At 52.6% G+C, this 22,440-nt stretch carries 26 protein-coding genes; 19 read left to right on the forward strand and 7 right to left on the reverse strand.

Going from position 1 to position 22,440, the window contains the following annotated elements; genetic code table 11:
• The first annotated feature begins 17 nt into the window (after positions 1-17).
• The 3 genes from AC2D8P_RS01155 to olsA all read left to right on the forward strand — a co-directional run bounded on the left by AC2D8P_RS01155 (position 18) and on the right by olsA (position 1,919).
• Positions 18-197, forward strand: coding sequence for a DUF3553 domain-containing protein (locus AC2D8P_RS01155; protein WP_484699726.1), 180 nt, complete (start codon positions 18-20; stop codon positions 195-197).
• A 91-nt stretch (positions 198-288) separates the two neighbouring features.
• Positions 289-1,068, forward strand: coding sequence for an L-ornithine N(alpha)-acyltransferase (gene olsB, locus AC2D8P_RS01160; protein ID WP_484699727.1), 780 nt, complete (start codon positions 289-291; stop codon positions 1,066-1,068).
• Positions 1,065-1,919, forward strand: a complete 855-nt coding sequence (olsA, locus tag AC2D8P_RS01165) for a lyso-ornithine lipid O-acyltransferase (protein WP_484699729.1) — start codon at positions 1,065-1,067, stop codon at positions 1,917-1,919. Before olsB ends, olsA begins: the two co-directional genes overlap by 4 nt.
• Here the strand turns inward: olsA and AC2D8P_RS01170 are convergent.
• The 4 genes from AC2D8P_RS01170 to AC2D8P_RS01185 all read right to left on the reverse strand — a co-directional run bounded on the left by AC2D8P_RS01170 (position 1,891) and on the right by AC2D8P_RS01185 (position 5,839).
• Entirely contained in the window at positions 1,891-3,177 is a 1,287-nt protein-coding gene (locus AC2D8P_RS01170) for an HlyC/CorC family transporter (protein WP_484699730.1), read from the reverse strand. The genes olsA and AC2D8P_RS01170 overlap by 29 nt on opposite strands.
• A 73-nt stretch (positions 3,178-3,250) precedes the next feature.
• Positions 3,251-4,183: a site-specific tyrosine recombinase XerD gene (locus tag AC2D8P_RS01175; RefSeq protein WP_484699731.1), complete on the reverse strand. Its 933-nt coding sequence runs from the start codon at positions 4,181-4,183 to the stop codon at positions 3,251-3,253.
• Positions 4,183-5,715, reverse strand: a complete 1,533-nt coding sequence (locus tag AC2D8P_RS01180; protein WP_484699732.1) for a hypothetical protein — start codon at positions 5,713-5,715, stop codon at positions 4,183-4,185. Before AC2D8P_RS01180 ends, AC2D8P_RS01175 begins: the two co-directional genes overlap by 1 nt.
• Complete coding sequence (locus AC2D8P_RS01185; RefSeq protein WP_484699734.1) at positions 5,705-5,839, reverse strand: hypothetical protein; 135 nt, start codon at positions 5,837-5,839, stop codon at positions 5,705-5,707. Before AC2D8P_RS01185 ends, AC2D8P_RS01180 begins: the two co-directional genes overlap by 11 nt.
• A 132-nt stretch (positions 5,840-5,971) precedes the next feature.
• Between AC2D8P_RS01185 and AC2D8P_RS01190 the strand changes: the two genes are divergently transcribed.
• The 4 genes from AC2D8P_RS01190 to AC2D8P_RS01205 all read left to right on the forward strand — a co-directional run bounded on the left by AC2D8P_RS01190 (position 5,972) and on the right by AC2D8P_RS01205 (position 9,161).
• Positions 5,972-6,520, forward strand: a complete 549-nt coding sequence (locus tag AC2D8P_RS01190) for a shikimate kinase (protein ID WP_484699735.1) — start codon at positions 5,972-5,974, stop codon at positions 6,518-6,520.
• Positions 6,517-7,632, forward strand: a complete 1,116-nt coding sequence (gene aroB / locus AC2D8P_RS01195) for a 3-dehydroquinate synthase (protein ID WP_484699737.1) — start codon at positions 6,517-6,519, stop codon at positions 7,630-7,632. Before AC2D8P_RS01190 ends, aroB begins: the two co-directional genes overlap by 4 nt.
• 307 nt (positions 7,633-7,939) lie before the next feature.
• Positions 7,940-8,761: a class I SAM-dependent methyltransferase gene (locus AC2D8P_RS01200; RefSeq protein WP_484699739.1), complete on the forward strand. Its 822-nt coding sequence runs from the start codon at positions 7,940-7,942 to the stop codon at positions 8,759-8,761.
• Between the two features lie 88 nt (positions 8,762-8,849).
• On the forward strand, positions 8,850-9,161 hold the full coding sequence (locus AC2D8P_RS01205; RefSeq protein WP_484700570.1) for a c-type cytochrome: 312 nt from the start codon (positions 8,850-8,852) through the stop codon (positions 9,159-9,161).
• Positions 9,162-9,308: 147 nt separating this feature from the next.
• Here the strand turns inward: AC2D8P_RS01205 and AC2D8P_RS01210 are convergent, their stop codons facing one another.
• Complete coding sequence (locus AC2D8P_RS01210) at positions 9,309-9,788, reverse strand: single-stranded DNA-binding protein (RefSeq protein WP_484699741.1); 480 nt, start codon at positions 9,786-9,788, stop codon at positions 9,309-9,311.
• A 142-nt stretch (positions 9,789-9,930) separates the two neighbouring features.
• On the opposite strand from AC2D8P_RS01210, the gene AC2D8P_RS01215 reads away from it, so the two are divergent.
• Positions 9,931-10,509, forward strand: coding sequence for a lytic transglycosylase domain-containing protein (locus AC2D8P_RS01215; protein WP_484699742.1), 579 nt, complete (start codon positions 9,931-9,933; stop codon positions 10,507-10,509).
• Positions 10,510-10,515: 6 nt separating this feature from the next.
• On the opposite strand, the gene AC2D8P_RS01220 is transcribed toward AC2D8P_RS01215, so the two are convergent.
• Both AC2D8P_RS01220 and miaA read right to left on the reverse strand, forming a co-directional pair.
• Complete coding sequence (locus AC2D8P_RS01220) at positions 10,516-11,316, reverse strand: AraC family transcriptional regulator (RefSeq protein ID WP_484699743.1); 801 nt, start codon at positions 11,314-11,316, stop codon at positions 10,516-10,518.
• A gap of 88 nt (positions 11,317-11,404) precedes the next feature.
• Positions 11,405-12,283, reverse strand: a complete 879-nt coding sequence (gene miaA / locus AC2D8P_RS01225; RefSeq protein ID WP_484699745.1) for a tRNA (adenosine(37)-N6)-dimethylallyltransferase MiaA — start codon at positions 12,281-12,283, stop codon at positions 11,405-11,407.
• Positions 12,284-12,422: 139 nt separating this feature from the next.
• Between miaA and pyrH the strand changes: the two genes are divergently transcribed.
• The 11 genes from pyrH (at position 12,423) to lpxA (ending at position 22,440) form a co-directional block, all read left to right on the forward strand.
• Positions 12,423-13,160: a UMP kinase gene (gene pyrH, locus AC2D8P_RS01230; RefSeq protein WP_484699746.1), complete on the forward strand. Its 738-nt coding sequence runs from the start codon at positions 12,423-12,425 to the stop codon at positions 13,158-13,160.
• A 54-nt stretch (positions 13,161-13,214) separates the two neighbouring features.
• Positions 13,215-13,775 (forward strand): ribosome recycling factor, encoded by a 561-nt coding sequence (frr, locus tag AC2D8P_RS01235; RefSeq protein WP_484699747.1) that lies wholly within the window; start codon positions 13,215-13,217, stop codon positions 13,773-13,775.
• A gap of 31 nt (positions 13,776-13,806) precedes the next feature.
• Entirely contained in the window at positions 13,807-14,526 is a 720-nt protein-coding gene (gene uppS, locus AC2D8P_RS01240; RefSeq protein WP_484700572.1) for an undecaprenyl pyrophosphate synthase, read from the forward strand.
• Positions 14,523-15,302: a phosphatidate cytidylyltransferase gene (locus tag AC2D8P_RS01245; protein ID WP_484699748.1), complete on the forward strand. Its 780-nt coding sequence runs from the start codon at positions 14,523-14,525 to the stop codon at positions 15,300-15,302. Before uppS ends, AC2D8P_RS01245 begins: the two co-directional genes overlap by 4 nt.
• A gap of 9 nt (positions 15,303-15,311) precedes the next feature.
• Complete coding sequence (gene dxr, locus AC2D8P_RS01250) at positions 15,312-16,496, forward strand: 1-deoxy-D-xylulose-5-phosphate reductoisomerase (protein ID WP_484699750.1); 1,185 nt, start codon at positions 15,312-15,314, stop codon at positions 16,494-16,496.
• A 4-nt stretch (positions 16,497-16,500) separates the two neighbouring features.
• Positions 16,501-17,835, forward strand: coding sequence for an RIP metalloprotease RseP (gene rseP, locus AC2D8P_RS01255; protein WP_484699752.1), 1,335 nt, complete (start codon positions 16,501-16,503; stop codon positions 17,833-17,835).
• 85 nt (positions 17,836-17,920) lie between these two features.
• On the forward strand, positions 17,921-18,046 hold the full coding sequence (locus AC2D8P_RS01260) for a hypothetical protein (RefSeq protein ID WP_484699753.1): 126 nt from the start codon (positions 17,921-17,923) through the stop codon (positions 18,044-18,046).
• A 150-nt stretch (positions 18,047-18,196) separates the two neighbouring features.
• Entirely contained in the window at positions 18,197-20,518 is a 2,322-nt protein-coding gene (bamA, locus tag AC2D8P_RS01265) for an outer membrane protein assembly factor BamA (protein ID WP_484699754.1), read from the forward strand.
• A gap of 85 nt (positions 20,519-20,603) precedes the next feature.
• Complete coding sequence (locus AC2D8P_RS01270) at positions 20,604-21,071, forward strand: OmpH/Skp family outer membrane protein (RefSeq protein WP_484699756.1); 468 nt, start codon at positions 20,604-20,606, stop codon at positions 21,069-21,071.
• Positions 21,072-21,179: 108 nt separating this feature from the next.
• Positions 21,180-21,638, forward strand: a complete 459-nt coding sequence (fabZ, locus tag AC2D8P_RS01275) for a 3-hydroxyacyl-ACP dehydratase FabZ (protein WP_484699757.1) — start codon at positions 21,180-21,182, stop codon at positions 21,636-21,638.
• Positions 21,639-21,642: 4 nt separating this feature from the next.
• Positions 21,643-22,440, forward strand: a complete 798-nt coding sequence (gene lpxA, locus AC2D8P_RS01280) for an acyl-ACP--UDP-N-acetylglucosamine O-acyltransferase (protein WP_484699758.1) — start codon at positions 21,643-21,645, stop codon at positions 22,438-22,440.

Below are 22,440 nucleotides of genomic sequence, written 5' to 3' on the forward strand. Positions count from 1 at the left end.
CTGTCCGGAGCCGTTTCATGTCTGACTTGAATGCCCTTTTTGAACCAGGAATGCTGGTCAGGCATCCGCAAGAGCCCGATTGGGGGCTGGGACAGGTACAATCCAACATAGATGGTAAATTAACGGTTAATTTTGAACATGCTGGGAAGGTCGTTGTTCATTTGAACAGGGTTGAACTGGAATTGGTGTTTGACTGATGGCTGGATACGTTCAAACCTTGCAAATAAGGACGGCTGCGCCTAGAAGCGGGCAAACCGTATCCGTTGCAAAGCAGGATCATCGCCGCACATGACCGGCAAAGACCCAAAATTTGAAATCAAACTGGCCCGAAATGAGGCCGATACGCTGTCCGCACAGCGCTTGAGATATAAGGTTTTTGTCGAAGAACTGGGTGGTGATGGCAATCTGGTCGATCATGAAAATCGCCTGGAACGGGATGAGTTTGATCCCTATTTCGACCACCTGATCCTGATTGACAGGCGGCGGCAGGTTTCTGATCTGAACCACGTGGTAGGCGTATATCGTCTGATGCGTTCCGATCAGGCAGAGGCCATGGGCCGGTTTTATTCTGATGGCGAGTATGATCTGACTCCCTTGCGAACATCAGGCCGTAAGTTGTTGGAATTAGGTCGTTCTTGCCTGCACTCCGATTATCGTGGTGGGACGGCCATGTTCCATTTGTGGAATGCGCTGGCGGAATATGTGTTGTCGCATGGGGTTGAGGTTTTGTTTGGCGTCGCCAGCTTTCATGGAACTGACACGGAGAAGTACGCGGAATCTTTGTCCTATCTGCATCACACGCATCTGGCGCCACCGGAATTGCGTGTTCGTGCAGCGGCGGATCATTTTCAACCGATGGATTTGATGCCCATTGATCAGATTGATCGAAAACAGGCCATGGTCGCGATGCCCACCCTGATCAAGGCCTATCTGCGCTTGGGCGGCATGGTGGGTGAAGGGGCATTTATAGATCGCGATTTCCAGACCATCGATGTGTGCCTGTTGATGGATACCGAACGGTTAAACACCCGCCAGCGTGATTTATATGTGAAAGGGCGCAAAAGTTGAGTGCGACTTGGAATGCGCCAGAGCCCAGTGCGGAAAAAATAGGTACGGTGGGCTGGGTTCGCGTGGTTTTGCGCGGCATTCCCCTATTCATTGTCACATTTGGGTGTCTTGGATTGCTGGTGCTGGTGCGTTTGATCGAGCGTCCAATATTCGGGGTCCATCGTCCGATTACTCCATACATCACGCAGTTCGTATGCCGGTCGGCTTTCGTCATTCTTGGCATCAAATACAGGCAGCGCGGTGAGGTCATGCAAGGGCAGGGGGCGGTGGTGTCAAATCACGCGTCATGGTTGGATATCTTTTCCCTGAATGCGCTCAAACGGATCTATTTTGTCTCTAAGGCCGAGGTCGCCAATTGGCCCGGTATTGGTTGGCTCGCCCGCGCCACGGGGACGGTTTTTATCCGCCGTGACAGTCGCGATGCCACCGGTCAGGTCAAGGTGTTTGAAAATCGTTTGGCGGCAGGTCATAAACTGCTGTTTTTTCCAGAGGGTACATCAACCGATGGCCTGCGCGTACTGCCATTTAAAACCACACTGTTTGCTGCGTTTTTTTCGGATGAGCTGCGCGAAGACCTGACAATCCAACCCGTTACCCTGGTTTACCGGGCCGCAGAGGGAATGCCGTCGCATTTCTATGGTTGGTGGGGAGAGATGGATTTTGCCAGCCATTTGTTGAAAACGCTGTCAGCACAGCGCCAGGGCAGTGTAGAACTGGTCTGCCATGATCCGGTGCGTGTATCGGATTTCAAGGACCGAAAGGCGCTGGCCAAACATTGTGAACTGGCGGTTCGAAGCGGAATGGCCCCGGAATTTTACGCCATTACAGGCGACGCACTTTCAATTCCGTGATCCGGTTGTTGTCGCGTTGCGTAACCTCAAACCTGAAGCCATGGAAGCTGAACACCTGGCCCGAGGTCGGGATCATCTGAGCCTCGTGAATGACAAGGCCGGCGACGGTGTTGGCCTCATCATCAGGGAGCGACCAGTCAGCGGCGCGGTTGAGGTCACGAATAGTCATTGACCCATCAACCAGGAAGTTGCCATCCGGGGAGCGGCGCAGTTCTGGCTCCTCGCTCGTGTCAAACTCGTCGGTGATCTCGCCAACAATTTCTTCCAGGATATCTTCGAGTGTGATCAGGCCACGTAAGGCGCCATACTCGTCGACGACCAATGCAAAATGCGTATGCCTGCGCAAAAACTGGCGCATCTGATCATCCAGAGTCGTCGTTTCAGGGACGAAATAGGGGGTCATTGCTACATCAATGACATTGAAGTTTTTCATCTCATCCACGGTCGCCTGGCCCCCACGACGCAAACGATCCATTTCGCGTAGCAGGTTTTTGGCGTGGATGATCCCGACGACGTTTTCCGGTTCGCCGTCATAGATTGGCAAACGGGTGTGCGGGGATGCAAGGCATTGGGATAAGATGATTTCGGGTTCCAATGACACATCGATCATTTCGATCTGGGAACGGTGCAGCATAATTTCATCCACCGTGCGGTCGGCCAGATCAAGAGCGCCTAGAATCCGGTCTCGGTCTTCTTTTTCAACGGTTCCTTCGGAATGGCCCAGGGAAATTGCCCCGGCAATTTCTTCGCGGACGGCCAGAATATGACTGTCCGGGTCCGTCTTGACGCCGAATATTGCCAGAAACATGCGCACCAGCAGGCGAACGAACGACACCACAGGAGAAAAAAGAAAGATCACCACCGCAATCACCGGGGACACGCGCGAGGCCGCGGTTTCGGGGTTGGTGATGGCATAGGTTTTGGGAAGAACCTCGGCAAAAACCAAAACCATCGCCGTCATGACCAAGGTGGCCAATGCGACGCCGCTTTCACCGAACATGCGGGTGAACAGCGCGGTGGCCAGCGATGTGGCGAGAATGTTGACCAGGTTGTTCCCCAACAAAACCGCCCCGATCAGGCGTTCGTTGTCTTCGGTCACCTGCAAGGCGCGTTCGGCGCCACGTTCGCCCTTGTCAGCGCGGGTTCGCAGTTTACCTCTGGAGGCAGCAGTCAAAGCGGTTTCGGAACCGGAAAAGAAGGCGGACAACAACAACAGGGCTGCGATAGCCCCGCATGTGATCCAGAATGCAGCGTCCATTTCGATTTTCTCCGCTCAAACTCGCGCTTGGGTGATGCTGTGCATTTTCTGCCTATAGCATGAAGTGCGTTGATCAGCCTTGTTTTTTTACCAAAGGGTGATGGGTTTCAACCAGCTCTTTCAGGTGTTCATCCAGAACATGGGTATAGATTTCTGTTGTTGATAGGCTGGCATGACCCAAAAGCGTTTGAATGCTACGCAAATCGGCCCCATTTTCCAAAAGATGCGTGGCAAAGGCGTGACGCAGAACATGGGGCGTGACATGTTTGGAGTCGAGCCCGGCCGCGGCGGAAAGTTTTCTTAACAGAATAAAGAAACTTTGCCGCGTCATATGGCCAATTTTGCTGTGCGAGGGAAACAGGAACTTTGACACAAGTTTGCCCTGTGCCTGCTTTTTCTCCTCTACGGCGTCTCTGACCGCAACCCACGCAGCCAAAGCATCGCGCGCGGGCTGGGACAGGGGGACCATGCGTTCCTTGTTGCCTTTACCCATGACCATGATCATTCGCGGATCGCCCCGGACGGCGGCGATAGGCAAGCCGACCAGTTCACTGACACGCATCCCTGTGGCGTAAAGTAGCTCTAACAAACAGGTGCAACGCAGCCGTTCAGTTTCGTTTTTGCCAAAGGATCGGCTGGCAACCAGCAAAGCGTCCACGTCTTCCTGCGACAGGGTGGTGGGCAGGCTTTTCGTTTTGCTTGGCCCGCGAATTTGCAAGGCGGGATTGTCCGTTCGCCAACCTTCTTCATAAGCAAAGCGAAACAGTTGCCGGACGGCTGACAGGCGTCTGGCACAGGTGGCGCTGGACAAACCTTGTTCATTGCTGTGGATCAGAAAGCTTTCAATGTTCGGGCGGGCTACAGTTTCAAATTCAAGGTGATTTGTGCCGCACCATTCCGAAAAGCTTAGCAAATCGCGACCATAGGCCAGCAACGTGTTTTGTGCAGCGTTTAACTCAGCCGCTTGTGCGTCCAGAAAGGTTGATATCCACTGTTCTGGTTTCATTAAATCGACTGGTCCATAATCAAATATTGCAAAGCAAACTTCTGCGCGGCTTCGTCTTGTCCGATGTGACGCATTAATCGCAGAGCACGCGAAATCAGCTCCAGATCACCATCACGACCGGCATCAAATTCGTTAACTGCCAGAAACAGCGCCTCTCCGACCCGGTCATCATTCAGCAATAGACGATAGGACATCGACGGCGCGGTGCCGTCAAAGCCGTCTCTGATAGCCTGAATGTGGGGATTGTTAATGGGGGCGACGCGATCGGGTTGCCCCTCTGCCAAGGCAAATAGAAATATCTCTGCATCTGTCGGGGTGACCGGCAGGCTGGGATCGCTCTGCTCTGAAGGATCCGCAAGCAAAGCAATTCGAAACGCGATCCTGTCGGCGGATTCTTCCAGTTCCATCTGGGTAACGGGGATGGCGTAAAGGTCGCTTAGGATGTGGGTCAGGCCCTCCCTCGTCAACTGTGAATATATTTCCGGAAGAATGCGGGATACGGCCTCTGCATTGTCAGAACTGATCGCATTGTCGAAAGATTGAAACAGGCGTACACGGTCCCAGTGATCGCCAGAGGCTGCTGGCATGCGTTCCCAGTAAATGTCTCGAAGCTCCTGCGAAGAGAGCGCATGCGCGCTTGCAAGGCGCTCTGCGGCCTCTATGCGCGCTTTCCAGCCCGAAACGGGGCGCAGATCAGAATGTGCAAAAGCACGTGGTAGGGTTTTGGTGGGAATGGATTCGCCAATCGCCTCGTAAATCCTGAATGTCAGGGGCGACGGAATGGCATGCGGGATCGGAATAGGCTCCCCCTCATAGAGGTCCGGATCCAGAAATCTGGCGATCAGGTCGTAATCATCTGTGGAAATGACCTGTAAAGTTTCGGCGGAATTCAGGGTAAGGGCGGCGGCATCCCAATCCCCGTTTCGGGCAAGGCAGAATATACGCGCCTGATAGGTCGGGGCGAAATCCCCACTTTTGCGAAGTACATTGCAGGCATGTGATTCTTGGCCTGTCAGCAAAGAGATGTCGAACCAACGGCGAAACAGTTCCGGCGTGTTCAGTTGCGTGGCCAGAAGCAGGTCATTGGCCTCTTCCAACGCCCCCAACGACAGCAAAGCATCTGCCCGTGTCAGAAAAATAGATCCGTCGCTGTTTTCCGGCGCGTTGACCTGCATCAAGATGATTTGACGCTGAAAATGCGAGATTGCGGGCAAGGTGTTGGAAAGCTCTGCCCCCGAAAGCGCGGCGATGATCGCGCTGGGTTCGGCGTTTCCCCATAGGTTTTTGGGCAGGCCAAGTTCTGCCGCGCTTAGAACCCCGATGGAATCAAGCGTGACCTCGTCCAGCGAACGAACGGTGATACCCTCGACCGCTGCGTTGTCGGTTACATCCAGGTTGTGGGTAGGGGCGGTCCGGTCTTCGGTAACTGTTTCAGACAGCCAGTCAATAGCAGACAGCGGCGCCTGCGCGGCGACCGATGTTCCGATGCCGATCAGCGCGACACTGCTGATCCGCAGAAGTCTATTCCGCATCGAGCGTTACCGGAATCTGTACCTCGTTGGTTTCAGGAGAAAGATTTCCGAGATAGGCAAACCCGATCAGGCCGACAAATCCGAACAGGATCAGAAAGATCAGAAACTTGAATAGACGCTTCATGATATGTGCCTTTGTTAATTCTGCCTCAACGCGGTCGTGCTCTCGACGACCTTACTGTTCCCATATATAGCCTTTTCGGCAAGATCATGCCATTCGGCAGATAAATAAATTTTTTAGCGGGACATTGCCGTTATGGGGCTGAAACTGAACAAGACGGTCGTTCTGGTTGGGATGATGGGTGCCGGCAAATCTGCGGTTGGCAAAGCCGTCGCAGCAATGTTGGATGTTCCCTTTCTGGATTCCGATGCAGAGATCGTGCGCGCGGCAAATATGTCCATTGCCGAAATATTCGAGCGAGACGGTGAAACCTTTTTCAGGGACCGTGAAACAGAAGTCATCGCCAGATTGCTGAACGAAGAAAGAGGCATTCTGTCCACTGGGGGCGGGGCGTTTTTAAGTGATCGCAACAAGCAGCTGATCCATGATGAGGGGCTGTCAGTTTGGTTGCGCGCTGATCTGGATTTGCTGTGGACCCGCGTAAAGCACAAGGATACGCGCCCGTTGCTGCGCACAGCCAATCCTTATCAGACGCTCAGCGAGATTTATGATCAGCGCGTGCCCCACTACGCGAAGGCCGATGTTGCCGTGGATGCGAACGCGAAATACAGCATCGATGACATGGCGCGATCAGTTATCAACACGCTGAAAACAGTTCCCGGTATTCTAGAGGAAGTTCAATGACACAGACCGTTCATGTCAATCTGGGCGATCGATCCTATGACATCCTGATTGGATCGGGGTTGTTGGCGGAATGTGGTCAGCATGTTTCTGCTTTGTTTCAAGGGCAAAGCCATGTTGCCGTTGTCACGGATGAAACGGTTGCATCATTGCATTTGTCGTCCTTGCAAGGCGGTTTGCAGAAGGCAGGAATTACATCAGACGCTTTGGTTTTACCGGCTGGGGAGGCAACAAAGGGCTGGCCTGAGTTTTCGCGCACTGTGGATTGGTTGCTGGCGCAAAAGATTGAACGTAACGGGTTGGTGATCGCACTTGGTGGGGGTGTTATTGGTGATCTTGTCGGCTTTGCAGCGGCTGTTTTGCGTCGGGGGGTACGGTTTGTGCAGGTGCCAACGACGTTGCTGGCGCAGGTTGACAGCTCTGTTGGTGGAAAGACGGGGATCAACTCCTCTCATGGTAAAAACCTGATCGGTGCATTTCATCAACCGTCTTTGGTGCTGGCTGACATTGACGTTCTGAACACGCTGTCGGAACGCGATTTTCTGGCGGGATATGGTGAAGTTGTGAAATATGGGCTGCTGGGAAATGCGCAATTTTTCAATTGGTTGGAGGAAAATGCCCCGAAAATGGCGGTGGGCAATCAAGCGCTTCGGGCAGAGGCGGTGCGTCAGTCTTGTCAGATGAAGGCGGATATTGTGGCGCGGGATGAGACCGAACAGGGCGACCGGGCGCTTTTGAACCTGGGGCATACGTTTTGTCACGCGCTGGAGGCCGCCACGGGGTATGGGGACCGGCTACTGCATGGTGAGGGAGTTGCCATCGGATGTGCGATGGCCTTTGAAGTGTCGGCCAAGTTGGGGTTATGTTCGCAAGAGGCGCCCAGCCGGGTTCGCGCCCATCTACGTGACATGAAGATGAAGGTTGATCTGTCTGATATTGTAGGGGAATTACCTGATGCAGATGCGCTGATCGCGCTGATGGGGCAGGACAAAAAGGTATTGAACGGCAAAATCCGTTTCATCATGGCGCGAGACATTGGGGAGGCCTTTGTGACCTCTGAAGTCGATCTGGGCGTGGTGAAAACCGTGCTGCAAGAGGCACTGGACGCGCGGTGATCCAACAACATCAGAAATAAAATACCCCGGCATGGACCAGGGTTTGACAGGTTGTTTTGTTATGCTGCACTACGACTGCGCAACGTCGGTATGACGTCGGTGTGAGTTGCGTATAACGTGCATACCAAAAATGGAAGACAAGGACGACCTGATTCATACTTCATTCGATCAAATGGCTGGTTGGAGCCCAAAGCGGACCAGACTTAAATTGACTTCCTCGGGCTTCGCAAAAATTGTGATAACATAAACAAAACGGGCAAAGTGACTGTTCTTGGGGACATGGCCGGATATTTTGAAGGTGGTGCAAATGACTGAATCTGTATCCAAGCATTACGGTGGAAGTATCAGCCTCATCGAAAGAATTTCCGATGATTTACTCAACAGTGGATACGAACCGTCAGAGCTGAGCGCATCTGATTTTGAACCAATTGATGAGTTTCATTTTGGCGGAAGAGACGCAACTTTACAGCTCATAGAAAAAATGAAAATTAAAACAGACGCAATGATACTCGACATCGGAAGTGGATTAGGTGGCGTATCCCGAACCGTTGCCGAAGTATCAGGTGCCCGGGTTGTCGGAGTTGATTTAACACAAGAATTCTGTGACGCCGCCAATACCATATCGGATTGGGTGAACTTAGGCGAGCACACAACTTTTATACAAGGCGACGCAACTAGCCTTCCATTCCCAGATTGCCATTTTGATGGGGCAGTCACTGTCCACGTTGCTATGAACATTCCCAACAAATTGGCGATGTACCGAGAGGCACACCGCGTTCTGAAACCAGGCGTCAGATTTGGAATTTACGATATTGTTCAAGGTGAAGGTGGCGAGGTCCTCTATCCAGCGCCGTGGGCAACGGACCCGTCGATCAGTCATCTTGCGACACCAAAGGAAATGGCCGAGCAACTGTCGAAGGCAGGATTTAGAATCTTAAGCGAAGAGGATTCAACATCTGAAAGTTACAATTGGCTATCGAAGAGGGTTTCTCAACCAAACCCCAAAAAGTCGCTTCCCGTTACTACACAAATTCTGTTCGGTGACGTTTCCAAAGAGATGGTGAAAAACCAACTTTTGGGCCTGAAAGAGCGTAGAATGCTGACATACAGCTTTATTTGCGCAGCCTAATTTAATGACGATTTTTGTGTTATAGTTTGCATTGCTCTTTATCCTTCACACGGAGATCAACATGAACCATCGATTGATCTTATCACTCATGTTCGCCACTAGTGTCTTAGCAGAGCCAGCCATTTCTGAGGGTGACATTGAAAATGGAAAGAATCTAGTGCGAACAAATTGCGCTCACTGTCACGGCGAGGATGGCAACGCGCGTTCAACATCTTTCCAACCTGTCCCTATGCTCGCGGGGCAACCCGAAGTCTACTTGCTTCAAGAAATGCGGAATTATTTGACCGGTACGCGCGTGGATAGCAGCAAAAACGAAGCAATGACGAGAAAACTAGGGCAACTCAGTGATCAAGACCTGGAAGACGTCGCCGCATACTATTCCGCCCAATCACGATATTAGGCTAGAATTTATAAGTGGCAGCTTTGTCCGCAAACCCGCCTTTGACAAGCGCGATCAATCTGTATCCCCGACCACATAAAAAGGGGCTGGCTTTGGCCGGCCCCTTTTGTGGAGTTGATTGAGAGCGAAACCCTGGTCGCGTGGGTTTTAGAACGGAATTTCATCGTCCAGATCACTTGCGGCCGGGGCCGGGTTGGAACTGCCGCCGCCGCTATAGCCTTGATCATAGCCGCCACCAGAGGAGTCACCACCGCGGCTGTAGCCGCCGCCTTCGCCGCGGCCATCTAGCATGGTCAGCGTGCCGTTGAAACCTTGCAGAACAACCTCTGTCGAATAGCGGTCATTGCCGGATTGATCTTGCCATTTGCGGGTGCGCAGCTGGCCCTCGATATAAACTTTGGCACCTTTGCGCAAATATTGCTCGCACACTTTTACCAGACCTTCGGAAAAGACAGCGACGGTGTGCCATTCGGTGCGTTCCTGACGTTCGCCGGTATTGCGGTCGCGCCATGTTTCCGACGTGGCGATGCGCAGGTTGCAGACTTTTCCACCATTTTGGAAGGTTCTGACCTCTGGATCTGCGCCCAGATTTCCCACCAGAATTACCTTGTTTACCGACCCTGCCATTAATCTTCCCTTCGAATCTCTAAAGTGGTTTGGACAACGTTACACCACCCCGACGTGGTAAAGAAAACATGAATTCAGCCCAAATACTGGCGAAGTCGTTCAAAATCGCTATATTGCGATTGTTGTTGTTGCTGGGGGGCACGTGAGACACGTTCTGTTAGTATCGATTATTGCTGTGTTTTCTCTGCCTGTTCAGGCGGAGGGCGTATTGCTGTGGGGGTCTGGCGATGATTTCGACCGCAAAGCGCGTGTGCTGGATCGTATGACATCGCGAAAAGAGGGTCATCGGGTTTCTATCGAACCGCAACGCATCATCGTGCCGGGGGTGGATGGTGTCATCGATTATGATGGCGCCTATAGCGGGCCGTATCTGCAGTTGGCCCGGGATGCTGCCCGGCGTCACGGCGTGCCCGAAAATCTGTTCTTGCGGTTGGTTCAGCAGGAATCCGGTTGGAATGCGGGTGCCGTATCACACAAAGGGGCGATCGGGTTGGCGCAATTGATGCCCGGTACGGCGCAGGTGTTGGGTGTAAATCCTCGTGATCCGGTCGACAATCTGGATGGTGGTGCGCGTTATCTGAAACAGCAATATGATCGGTTCAGAACCTGGCGATTGGCGCTAGCGGCCTATAATGCCGGACCAGAGGCGGTTGAGCGTTACGGTGGCATCCCGCCGTATCGCGAAACCCGAAATTACGTGACTGCGATTTTGGGCAGCTAGATGCGATTATTCGCGTCGTGCCTTGCGAAAGGCAGAAGGCGACATGCCTGTTTGGTTCTGGAATACTCTGGAAAAATAGGACGCGGAGCCGAAGCCCAGATCATCAGAGATCTTCTGGACCGGTATGCGCGTGTCGCGCAGTTGGCGGCGGGCCTCAAACATCAAACGGTCTGACAGCAGGGCAGAGGCCGATTTTCCGCAGGATTGTTTGCAGAGCCGCGTCAGGTGGGTAGGTGTGATGCCCAGCGCGGCCGCATAATCAGTGACGCTGCGCCCGGATCGGTAATCTTGTTCAATCAGCGCCGTGTAGCGGGCGACTAGCGGCTCTTTTAACCGAGGTTTGGCAGCTTTGGCATATTTCTGTCGTGCCCGGGCCAACCAAACGCCAAGCAGTCCGGCGTGGTGAAAGATTGCGCGGCCCGATTCAAGTTCACCCTTCTCAATCTCTCGTTTCAGGTTTTCAAGCAGGCCTGTGAGTTCGGCCTGATGATAGGTTTCCTGAATGCGAAATTGCAGGTGCTGATCCGGAAAACCAAGGTTCAGATCCGGATGAATAAAGGCCGCTGTGCCAAAGGCTGATGCGTTCATTGAAAACCCATGCATGGTGCCCGCTGGGATATAAACCGCATTGAAGGCCCCGTAACCGCGGGTTTCGCCTGCCACGGTGATCCGGCCCTGACCGCGGGTGAACCACAACAACAGATCTGAGGAATAGCTGCGCATCGCCTCTATCCGCCAACTGCCGCCCTGTGCGAGAATTGGTATAGGCGTGATCCGAATGCCTTCGGTCTGTGAAGCGTTGACCAAAACTGCCCCCTGTCCCTGAACAGAAACTTAATAACGACTGAACGGGTGTTTCGTAAAGGAATTTGGTAAATCGCGTGCGATTTGCAGCTTATGACGCGGTGTGGATATGCCAATCCTGCATCCGCTTGCGCATCCATGTGCGCTGACGTTTGGCATATTGGTGGGTGGTTATTTTGGCCCTATCTATGGCTGTGCCGAGATCAAGTTCGCCTTTCAGATGGGCAATCAACTCTGGCGCGCCGATTGCGCGGGATGACAGGCGGTTTGGGTCCCAGTCCGGCAGCATCTGGCGCGCCTCTTCCAATGCGCCCAAATCAATCATCATGTCAAAGCGGCGGTTGATGCGGTTGATCAGCCAATCCTTGTCGGCCTCTACCACGATGGGAAAGGTTTGCTCCAAGGGGAGCAAGGGCGGCAGGGTTTCATCCTGCCATTGGGCCAGGCCTTTGCCCGTGGCCCGCAAAACTTCCCATGCCCGTTGAACCCGCATCGGGTTTTGTTGGTCGATCCGGGCCATGGTATCTGCATCCAGATCGGCCAACAGGGCGGTGATGCCGTGTGTGGCCAGTATTTCATCGGCCTCGGCACGAGTATCTGCAGACGGGACCGGGATTTCTGCCAGACCTTCGGTCAGAGCGCGGAAATAAAGCCCTGTGCCACCGATAATGATCGGGGCGGGTTTGCTGTTCAGGAAGGGCTCGACATCGCGCAGCCACGCCCCGACTGAATAGTCATCCGCATAGGGAACATGCCCGTAAAGATGATGAGGGGCTAAAGCCTCATCCTCTGGCCCGGGGCGGGCGGTCAGGATGCGCCAGCCGTCAAAAACCTGCAGCGCATCGGCGTTCACGATCGGTCGGTTCTGGGCTTGCGCGATGTCCAGTGCCAGCCCGGATTTGCCAGAGGCCGTGGGCCCGGCGATCAGCACCGGTTGATCCGGGGAAATGTCAAAGGGCAGGGCGGGCACGGCGATACTTTCTGTTCTGATCAGGGGCTGAAATAGGGCCCATGGCGTTTTAGGTCAAATTCATTACCGCTTCCCCGTTGAACCCGGCCCCGTTTTAAGACATTTTGCGCCGAACACTTGTTAGCCCTAGGAGCCCGCAATGAATGATGGACCGCAATCCGAGCCGGAAACCACTTTTAAACGGGTATTGTTGAAAATATCGGGTGAGGCGCTGATGGGGGATCAGGGATATGGCCTGCATCCGCCGACGGTTGAAAGAATCGCCCAAGAGGTCAAATCGGTCCATGATCTGGGGGTCGAGATTTGCATGGTCATCGGGGGCGGTAATATTTTCCGCGGTCTTCAGGGATCTGCCCAAGGGATGGAACGGACCACAGCCGATTACATGGGGATGCTTGCCACGGTCATGAATGCGCTTGCCATGCAGTCCTCATTGGAAAGCCTGGGCGTGTTTACGCGTGTGATCAGCGCCATCCCTATGGATCAGGTCTGTGAGCCCTATATCCGTCGCCGTGCCGTTCGACATCTGGAAAAGAAACGCGTTTGTATCTTTGCCGCCGGAACCGGAAACCCCTATTTCACCACCGACACGGCAGCCACGCTTCGGGCCAATGAAATGAGATGTGAGGCCATTTTCAAAGGCACCAAAGTGGACGGGGTTTACGACAAAGACCCCGTAAAACACGACGATGCCAAGCGGTTTGATCGTGTCAGCTATGACGAGGTCTTGGCCAAACATCTGGGGGTTATGGATGCATCTGCGATTGCGCTGGCACGCGATAACAATGTCCCGATCATCGTCTTTTCCCTGGATGAACCGGGCGGGTTCCGTGGTATTCTGGCCGGTAAAGGTACCTATACAACCGTACATGGATAAAGTTATAGACAACCAAGTGCATTTGCGTCGGAAATAACAAAAAAGAGTAAAGCAATGTCAGATATCGAAATCGACCTTGATGACCTTGATCGCCGCATGGATGGGGCTATGGCCTCCCTTAGAACGGAATTTGCATCGCTGAGAACCGGGCGGGCCTCTGCCTCGATGCTGGAGCCGATCATGGTTGATGCTTATGGTACCAAGACCCCGATTAACCAGGTGGGAACGGTTAATGTGCCAGAACCACGTATGGTAACGGTAAACATCTGGGATAAATCCCTGGTTGGCGTCGCGGAAAAAGCTATTCGTGAAAGTGGTTTGGGGATCAATCCTCAACTTAATGGCACGATAATCATGTTGCCGATTCCCGAATTGAACGAGGAGCGTCGGCGCGAACTGACCAAGGTTGCGGCCCAATATGCCGAAAGCGCTCGTGTGGCGGTGCGCAATGTGCGGCGTGATGGCATGGATCAGATCAAAAAAGCCAAGTCTGACGGCATGTCAGAGGATGACCAGAAATTCTGGGAATCCGAGGTTCAGGATCTGACCGACAAACATATCGCATCGATTGATGACGCCTTGAGCAATAAGCAAGAAGAGATCATGCAGGTGTGACTTCGTTCCCGGAAAGGGGGGCTTTGTGTCCATGACGAAACCGGAAACGAACGGACCACGCCATGTGGCCATCATTATGGATGGCAATGGGCGGTGGGCGACCCAACGGAAGCGGCCGCGACTGTTTGGGCACCAGGCCGGGGCCAAACGCGTGCGCGAAATCGTAGAGGCCTGCCCGCATTTGGGGGTGAAGTACCTGACCGTTTTTGCGTTTTCGACGGAAAACTGGAAACGAACGCAGGCAGAGGTGAGCGGATTGATGTCGCTGTTTCGCCGCTACATCACCCGCGAGGCGCAGGCGTTAAAAGACAACAACATCAAAGTACGTTTCATCGGAGATCGTATCCGACTGGACCCAAAATTGGTGTCATTGATGGATGAATTGGAACTGCTGACGGCAGACAATGACGCCGTTCACCTGACCGTCGCCATCAACTATGGTGGTCGGGATGAGGTCGCCCGGGCCACGAAACGCCTGGCGCAGGACGTTTTGGCAGGCCGGTTGCATCCAGATGATATGAATGAAGAAACGCTGCCAAAGTATTTGGATACATATGTTTTACCTGATCCTGATCTAGTTATTCGTACCAGCGGGGAAGCACGGATTTCAAACTTTCTTCTCTGGCAATCTGCCTATGCTGAATATGAGTTTATCGATACACTGTGGCCCGATTTTACCGCAGACATCTTTGCCAATATCCTGAGCAGTTATGGACAAAGAGAACGTCGATATGGCGGTGTCAAAGCATGAGTTCCAATTGGGCTGATCTGAAGGTTCGTATCCTGTCCGCGGTGGTTATGTTGCTGGTTGGGGGCGCTGCGATCTGGGCCGGCGGGATTTGGTTTGCGGTGCTGATCGCAATCTGTGCTGGTGCGATGATCTGGGAACTGTCCACAATGTTGGGTGGCGGCCAATCCAACAGTCTGATCCTTGCCGGGGTCGGTGCGGGTGCGTCGGTCGCTATTTTAGCGGTAATCCAGGGGCCATCGGACGGCTGGCTGTTTTCACTCTTGCCATTTATCATGGTGGCACCAGCGATACTGGGCGCAATCCTTCTGTCTGATCACCGTAGGATATTTGCACTATATTCTGGTGTAATTACAATGGCCTGCGCGGTGTTGTTGATCATCCGTCATGTCGGATTGCAAGAGGTGATCATGTTAATCGCCATCGTTGTGGTCACGGATGTGGCTGGGTATTTCGCTGGTAAAGCGTTTGGCGGACCTAAATTCTGGCCAAAGGTCAGCCCAAAGAAGACATGGTCAGGGACAAGTGCAGGCTGGATCGCCGCCGGGGTGCTGGCCGGAGTTGTCTATGCAAGTTTTGCTGCGGTGATGTTTGGGATGGTTCTGTCATTTGCGTCGCAGATGGGTGACATTACAGAAAGCGCATTAAAGCGGAAGATGGGGGTGAAGGACGCCTCAAACCTTATTCCCGGGCATGGTGGTGTGTTTGACCGGTTTGACGGGCTGATCGGGGCGTCGCTGGCTGTTGTTCTGCTGATGGTTCTTGGGCTTTATCCGTAGGGGCACGCAATGCGGAAAGTGACGATATTTGGATCAACAGGGTCAATCGGTCAAAGCACACTTGATCTGATCCGCCGCCGACCGGATGAGTTTGAGATCATTGCGCTGACGGGTGGCCAAAATGTTGAACAGCTGGCCCATGATGCAATAGAATTTCGCGCAAAATTTGCAGTAACTTCCGACATTAATTTGTTCCAGAAATTGAAGGATTTGTTGTCTGGGACAGATGTAAAGGTGGCTGCGGGCCCTGACGCCTTGATCGAAGCTGCAGATCGACCTGCGGATTGGTTCATGTCAGCCATTGTCGGATCGGCTGGGCTGGAACCGGGGTTAAGAGCGCTGCGGCATGGGACAACTCTGGCCCTTGCCAATAAGGAAAGCCTGGTTGCCGCAGGTCCGTTGCTGATGAAAACGGCCCAGGAACACAGGGCCAATATCTTGCCGGTCGATAGTGAACATTCGGCCATTTTTCAGGCTTTGGTTGGCGAAGACATAAACACTGTCGAACGGATTATCATCACCGCATCCGGCGGGGCGTTTCGCGATTGGCCGCTTGACCGATTGGCCGCTGCCAGCGTGGCTGATGCCTCTAACCATCCGAATTGGGATATGGGGCAGCGCATTACGATTGACAGCGCTTCTATGTTTAACAAGGCATTGGAAGTTATAGAATGTAAAGAGTATTTTGGCATTAGACCTGATCAGATAGAGGTTGTCGTACACCCCCAATCTCTGGTTCACGCAATTATCGGATATCAGGATGGTGGCATGATGGCGCATCTGGGTGCACCTGATATGCGCCATGCGATCGGCTATGCCCTGAATTGGCCGGATCGTCTGTATTTGCCGGTGCAGCGTCTGAATTTACACGATATCGGCACATTGGAATTCAGCGCCCCCGACCACAACCGTTACCCTGCCTTGGATCTGGCCTGGCGTGTGATGGAGGAGGGCGGTTTGAGCGGCGCAATCTTTAACGCAGCCAAAGAACGCGCATTGGATCATTTTATATCAGGTGCGATTGGATTCACCGACATGGCGCGTGTTGTCCGGCGCGTTTTGGATGTCACGATTTCAGGATCAAATCCGGCCTCAGCAGACACAACACTTGAAAACATTCGCTATTTAGACCATCTGGCACGTCAGAAGGCAGATGAGATAATCATGGGATCGAAATCCCAGAAAGCAGGGTAGAGTATTGGATCTTTTAAATTTTATCCCCTCATTTGGTGGCGTGTTGTTTACGCTGGCCGCGTTTATCGTCGCATTGCTGATAATCATCGCAGTTCATGAATACGGCCATTACATTGTTGGACGGCTTAGCGGGATCAAGGCGGATGTATTTTCGTTGGGGTTTGGACCGGTTCTGTGGGCGAAGTCTGATCGGCACGGGACAAAGTGGCAAATTGCTGCGCTGCCATTTGGAGGGTTCGTAAAGTTTAGGGGCGATTCCGATGCGGCATCCGGCAAGGATGTTCTTGCTGCGACGGGTTTAACCGAAGAAGAGATACGCCAAACCATGCATGGGGCGCCTTTGTGGGCGCGAACGGCGACCGTTGCAGCGGGTCCTATTTTCAACCTAGTTCTGTCATTAGTCGTTTTTGCCTCTATCGCGATGACCACAGGGATCGCGTCAGATCCCTTGACCATTCGCGATATCTATCCGCTTCCAGAGACAAATTATGAAATTCAGGAAGGCGACGCGCTGATCTCTGTCGAGGGGATACCGTTTGCCGACGCAGATTTTTCAGCACGGGTTTCTGAATTGGAGCGGAGAGATCAGTTCGACTATGAAATCATCCGTAATGGGCAGACATTGACCGTAAGCGGCCCCTTGTTGAACCCGGCAAGGGTTGGATTTGTGGACCCAACGGGCGCGGCCCATGAGGCGGGCGTAGAAGTTGGCGACGTTATATTGGCCGTCAATGATGAACCCATGCGCCACTTCAATGATTTGATCCCGCCCATCAGCAAATCAGACGGCGCGCCAGTATCGCTATTGGTATGGCGCGATGGTCAGGAGCTTTCCCTGACCATGTCACCTATCCGTCGCGATTTGCCGAGTTCTGATGGTGGATTTGAAACGCGCTGGCTGATCGGGATAAGCGCTGATCTGTTTTTTGATCCTGTTGTCGAAACGCCAAGTTTGACACGTGCAGTGGAAATTGGCGCTGATCGCGTTGTTGGCCTTGTCACGCTAACATTTTCGGGCGTCTATCACATGGTCACAGGAGCGATCAGTTCTTGCGGTGTGTCGGGCCCGATCGGAATTGCCCAAATGTCTGGGTCTGCCGCCAGTCAGGGCGCCATGTCGTTTTTCATGTTTGTTGGGCTGTTGTCGACGGCCGTGGGATTGATGAACCTGTTCCCGGTTCCCATTCTGGATGGTGGCCATCTGGTGTTTTTCGCCTATGAGGCCGTGACGGGCAGACCACCGAATGAAAAGGTGCTGAAGGTTTTGATGACGATCGGATTGGGGTTATTGTTGGCGCTGATGGCCTTTGCCGTATCAAACGATCTGTTTTGCCCTTGATGATTTCCTGATCCAGTCAGAATTCTGCCCAATTCATGTCACAATCTACACGTAACTTATGAAGTGCGAGTAAATAGGTGATGACATGCGAACAATTCAGACAAGTGGACGCGGCTTATGGTATCTGATCAGCCTGAATGGTGACAGGCTGATGTATATCGGAGCAATCTCTGGCGCATTGATGCTGAGCGCGTTTCTGACAGCAAACTGACCCTATCGAGGTTTTTCAAACACAATAACGCCCGGAAGACGATCTTCCGGGCGTTTTATTGTTTTTTGACAACCGCTTTGTGAGTATTTACTCAGGTCATAATTATAAAGGGAACCCTTGGTTCTCTGCGGCTAAATGGCGGGGCATATCATGGAACTATTCGGGTTAGGTCAATCAGTACGAAAACTGATTATACCGTTGATATTATTTGCAGTTCTTGCATTTACACAGGCGGCCGAAGCGCAAAGTTATCGGTTCAGCAATATCGTTGTATCGGGCAACCAACGAGTAGAGACCGCAACAATCCTGACTTATGCGGGAATCGCTCCGGGGGAAACGGTGTCGGCAGGCGAGCTGAATAGCGCTTATCAAAATATCTTGGAAAGCGGTCTGTTCGAAACGGTTGAGGTTGTCCCGAACGGAGGCCAATTGCAGATTGTTGTTCAGGAATACCCGACAATCAATCAGATCAGCATTGAGGGCAATCAGCGCCTGAAGGATGAGGATCTATTGCCGGTTCTTCAGTCCCAGCCGCGGAAAGTGTACAATCCTTCCTTAGCTGAAGTTGACGCCGAAATTATTGCGCTTGCTTATCAGCAAGGAGGGCGTTTGGCAGCTGCGGTCAGCCCAAAAATCATTCGACGTTCAGACAACCGCGTTGATTTGGTGTTTGAGGTTTCAGAGGGACGGGTCACAGAGATCGAACGCATCAGCTTTGTCGGCAATCGGAATTATTCCGAACGACGGCTGCGTCGTGTTTTGGAAACCAAGCAGGCCGGTTTGCTGCGCAACTTGATCCAGAGAGACACATTCATTTCCGATCGTGTGGAATTTGACAAACAAGTTTTGTCTGATTTCTACCAATCCAGAGGATATGTTGATTTTCAGATATTATCGGTAAATTCAGAGCTGAGCCGTGACCGGGATGCGGTGTTTATCACCTTTAACATTCGCGAAGGTCAGCAGTTCTCCCTGGGGGAAATCACCGCCAGTTCTGATTTGCCAGAGGTGGATGCAGATATCTATCAGGATGCCATCCGTATCAAATCGGGGCAAACGTATTCCCCAACTGCGATTGAAACAACAATTGCCCGTCTGGAGCGGCTCGCGGTCAGGCAAAACCATGATTTCGTACGTGTTGATCCAAGGGTCACACGCAATGACCGTGACTTGACCCTGGATGTCGATTTTTCGATCGTTCGGGGTCCGAGAATATTCGTTGAACGGATTGATATTGCCGGGAATGCCACCACCTTGGATCGTGTCATTCGGCGGCAATTCCGTGTTGTCGAAGGTGATCCATTTAATCCACGCGACATTCGCGAAACGGCAGAACGCATCAGGGCGCTTGGATATTTCGCCTCTGCCGAGGTTGAAGCGCGCGAAGGCAGTTCGCCAGAGGAAATAATTGTTGATGTAGACGTGGAAGAACAACCCACGGGATCACTGACATTTGGTGCCAGTTATTCTGGGACAGATGGTGTTGGGTTCAACATTTCGTTTTCGGAGAGAAATTTCCTTGGTCGTGGACAGCAAATTAGTGCGGCGATCAGTACAACCAGTGACAGCCAGGTCAGCCGGTTCAGTTTTGTAGAGCCATATGCGTTTGGACGTGACTTGTCTTTGGGGTTGGCATTGGAATACGCAACCACTGACGATGAAAACGGGGCGTTTTATCAAACGGAGTCTTTGTCCTTCACACCTTCGATGGGTTTTCCAGTCAGCGAAAATGGTCGATTGACTTTAAGGTATCGCATCGCAGATGAGGAGGTAACGTTTGTTGACGCAGATTCTTCGCAAGTTCTGCGCGATGAATTGGCTCAAGGTTCCCTGATCAACAGTTCACTGGGCTACAGCTATAGTTACGATACACGTCGTGCAGGCCTGAACCCGGATGCGGGGATCGTATTGCGGTTCAGTCAAGATCTTTCTGGATTTGGTGGCGATGTTGAGCTCTTGAAAACGACTGCATTTCTGGGTGGCGAAACCAAGGCATTCCGTGGCGATGTTACGCTGCGCGCGATTTTTGAAGCGGGACATGTGCATTCCTTGTCCGGAAACACCCGAATAACGGATCGGTTTTTGCTTGGTACAAGCAAGATGCGGGGTTTTGACAGCAATGGGATTGGTCCGCGTGATTTGAACGTTCCAAACGAGGATGCATTGGGCGGGAACCTTTTTGCCGTGGTTCGGTTGGAATCTGAGTTTCCGCTTGGCTTGCCAGAGGAGTACGGAATCAGCGGCGGTCTTTTCTTTGATGCGGGATCTGTGTGGAGTCTGGACAATGTAAATGGTGGCCCGGCAGGAGGTGATCCTGTGGACGATGATTTTTCATTGCGGGCCGTGATCGGGTTTTCTATCTTCTGGGATACACCGCTTGGACCCTTGCGGTTCAACCTTTCCAATCCGATCAAAAGCGAAAGCTATGACAAAGAGCAATCGTTTGACCTGACCATCTCGACCTCTTTCTGATATGCGAGCGCTTCGGTACTTTCTGTTATTGTTGTCTGTTGTGGCCACGGGGCCAGCATCGGGGCAAACAGTACAGAAAGGCGATGTGCTGACCATCGATTCTGATAGGCTGTTTCTGGAAAGCGCTTTGGGGCAGTCTATTCAGGCGCAACTTGATGCGGATGGTGATGCATTGCTGGCCGAAAATCAGAGGTTGGATCAGGAGTTGACAGCGGAAGAGGCTGAGCTCGCCCAGAAAAGACCAATGATGTCGGCGGACGATTTTCGGCTTCTGGCGGACGCGTTCAATGACAAGGTGGAAAACATCCGAACCATTCAAGACGCCAAACAGCAGGAAATCGGACAACGCTTTGACGCAGACAGGCAGAGGTTTTTCAATTTGATTCTGCCCGTGCTAAGCCAGATTGTAGAGGAACGAAATGGTCTGGTTGTGTTGGAGAGGCGACAGGTCTTTTTGTCCGCAGAAGGGGTCGATATCACAGATGATGTGATCGACCGCGTGGACAGGTTGTTCACTGAATTCAACGCTGACGAACCTCAGGATGAGCAGTAGCCAACATCGGGAACGGTATAGAAAATCCGCGTTCTGAGGTCTGTTTGCTTGTTTGGGTACGCGCGAATTGATAGTGGTCAATAATAATGACAGCGAATAGGGGGATATATGTCTGAAAAGATTACAGAAGCCGATATTGATATTATACAGCGAATTATTCCGCATCGATATCCATTTCTCTTGATCGACAAAGTCGAGAACATCGTTTCCGGCGAAAGCGCGATGGGGATCAAGAATGTAACCTACAATGAGCCACATTTTCAGGGCCATTTCCCAGGCGCCCCGATCATGCCGGGCGTTACGATCATCGAAGCCATGGCGCAGACTGCGGCAGTTATGGTTGGGGTCACGCTGGATCTGATCGATAAGGAACTGCTGGTGTACTTCATGTCGGTCGATAACTGCAAATTCCGTCGCAAGGTTGTTCCAGGTGATGTGCTGGAACTGTATGTGACGGTGAAACGTGGTGGCTCCAAAATTTGGAAATTCCAGGGCGTGGCCAAAGTTGATGGCGAGGTTGCCACAACGGCAGATTTCGCGGCCATGATCCACTTGTTGGAAGAGTAATCATATGGCTGTTCATCCCGACGCACAGATTCATCCAAGCTCTGTCATCGACGATGGCGCTGAAATCGCGGCTGGCTGCATTGTTGGCCCGTTCTGTACGGTCGGGCCGAACGTGTCTTTGTCGTCGGGTGTCCATTTAAAAAGCCACGCCGTCGTCACTGGCAAAACGCGGATTGGGGAGGACTGTGTTGTTTTCCCCTTTGCGAGCATTGGGGAGATCCCGCAAGACCTGAAGTTCAAGGGCGAAGAAACCCAGCTGATTATCGGGGCCCGCAACAGATTTCGCGAAGGCGTGACTGTCAATACCGGCACAGAGGGTGGCGGTGGCGTTACCCGCATTGGTGATGATTGCCTGTTCATGGCCAATGCCCATATCGCGCATGATGTTCAGATGGGAAATCGTGTGGTCGTGGTCAATTGTTCTGCGGTGGCTGGGCATTGCATTATCGAGGATGATGTTATTATCGGCGGCCTGTCTGGCATCCATCAGTTTGTACGGATTGGAAGTGGGGCGATCATCGGGGCGTTGAGCATGGTGACCAATGACGTCATCCCGCATGGGTTGGTTCAAGGACCGCGCGGGCAGTTGGATGGGTTGAACCTGATTGGATTGAAACGGCGCGGGATTGCAAGGTCGGACATCACCGCGTTGCGTGCAGCTTATCAAATGCTGGCACAGGGCGAAGGTGCATTTCAGGACCGCGCGCGACGTTTGGGCGAGGAAACGGAAAGCGACTACGTTCGCCAGATCGTCAATTTTGTAACTGGCGGCAGCGATCGCAGTTTTCTGACACCGAGGTAA

It is taken from the genome of Roseovarius sp. YIN77 (assembly GCF_057219155.1).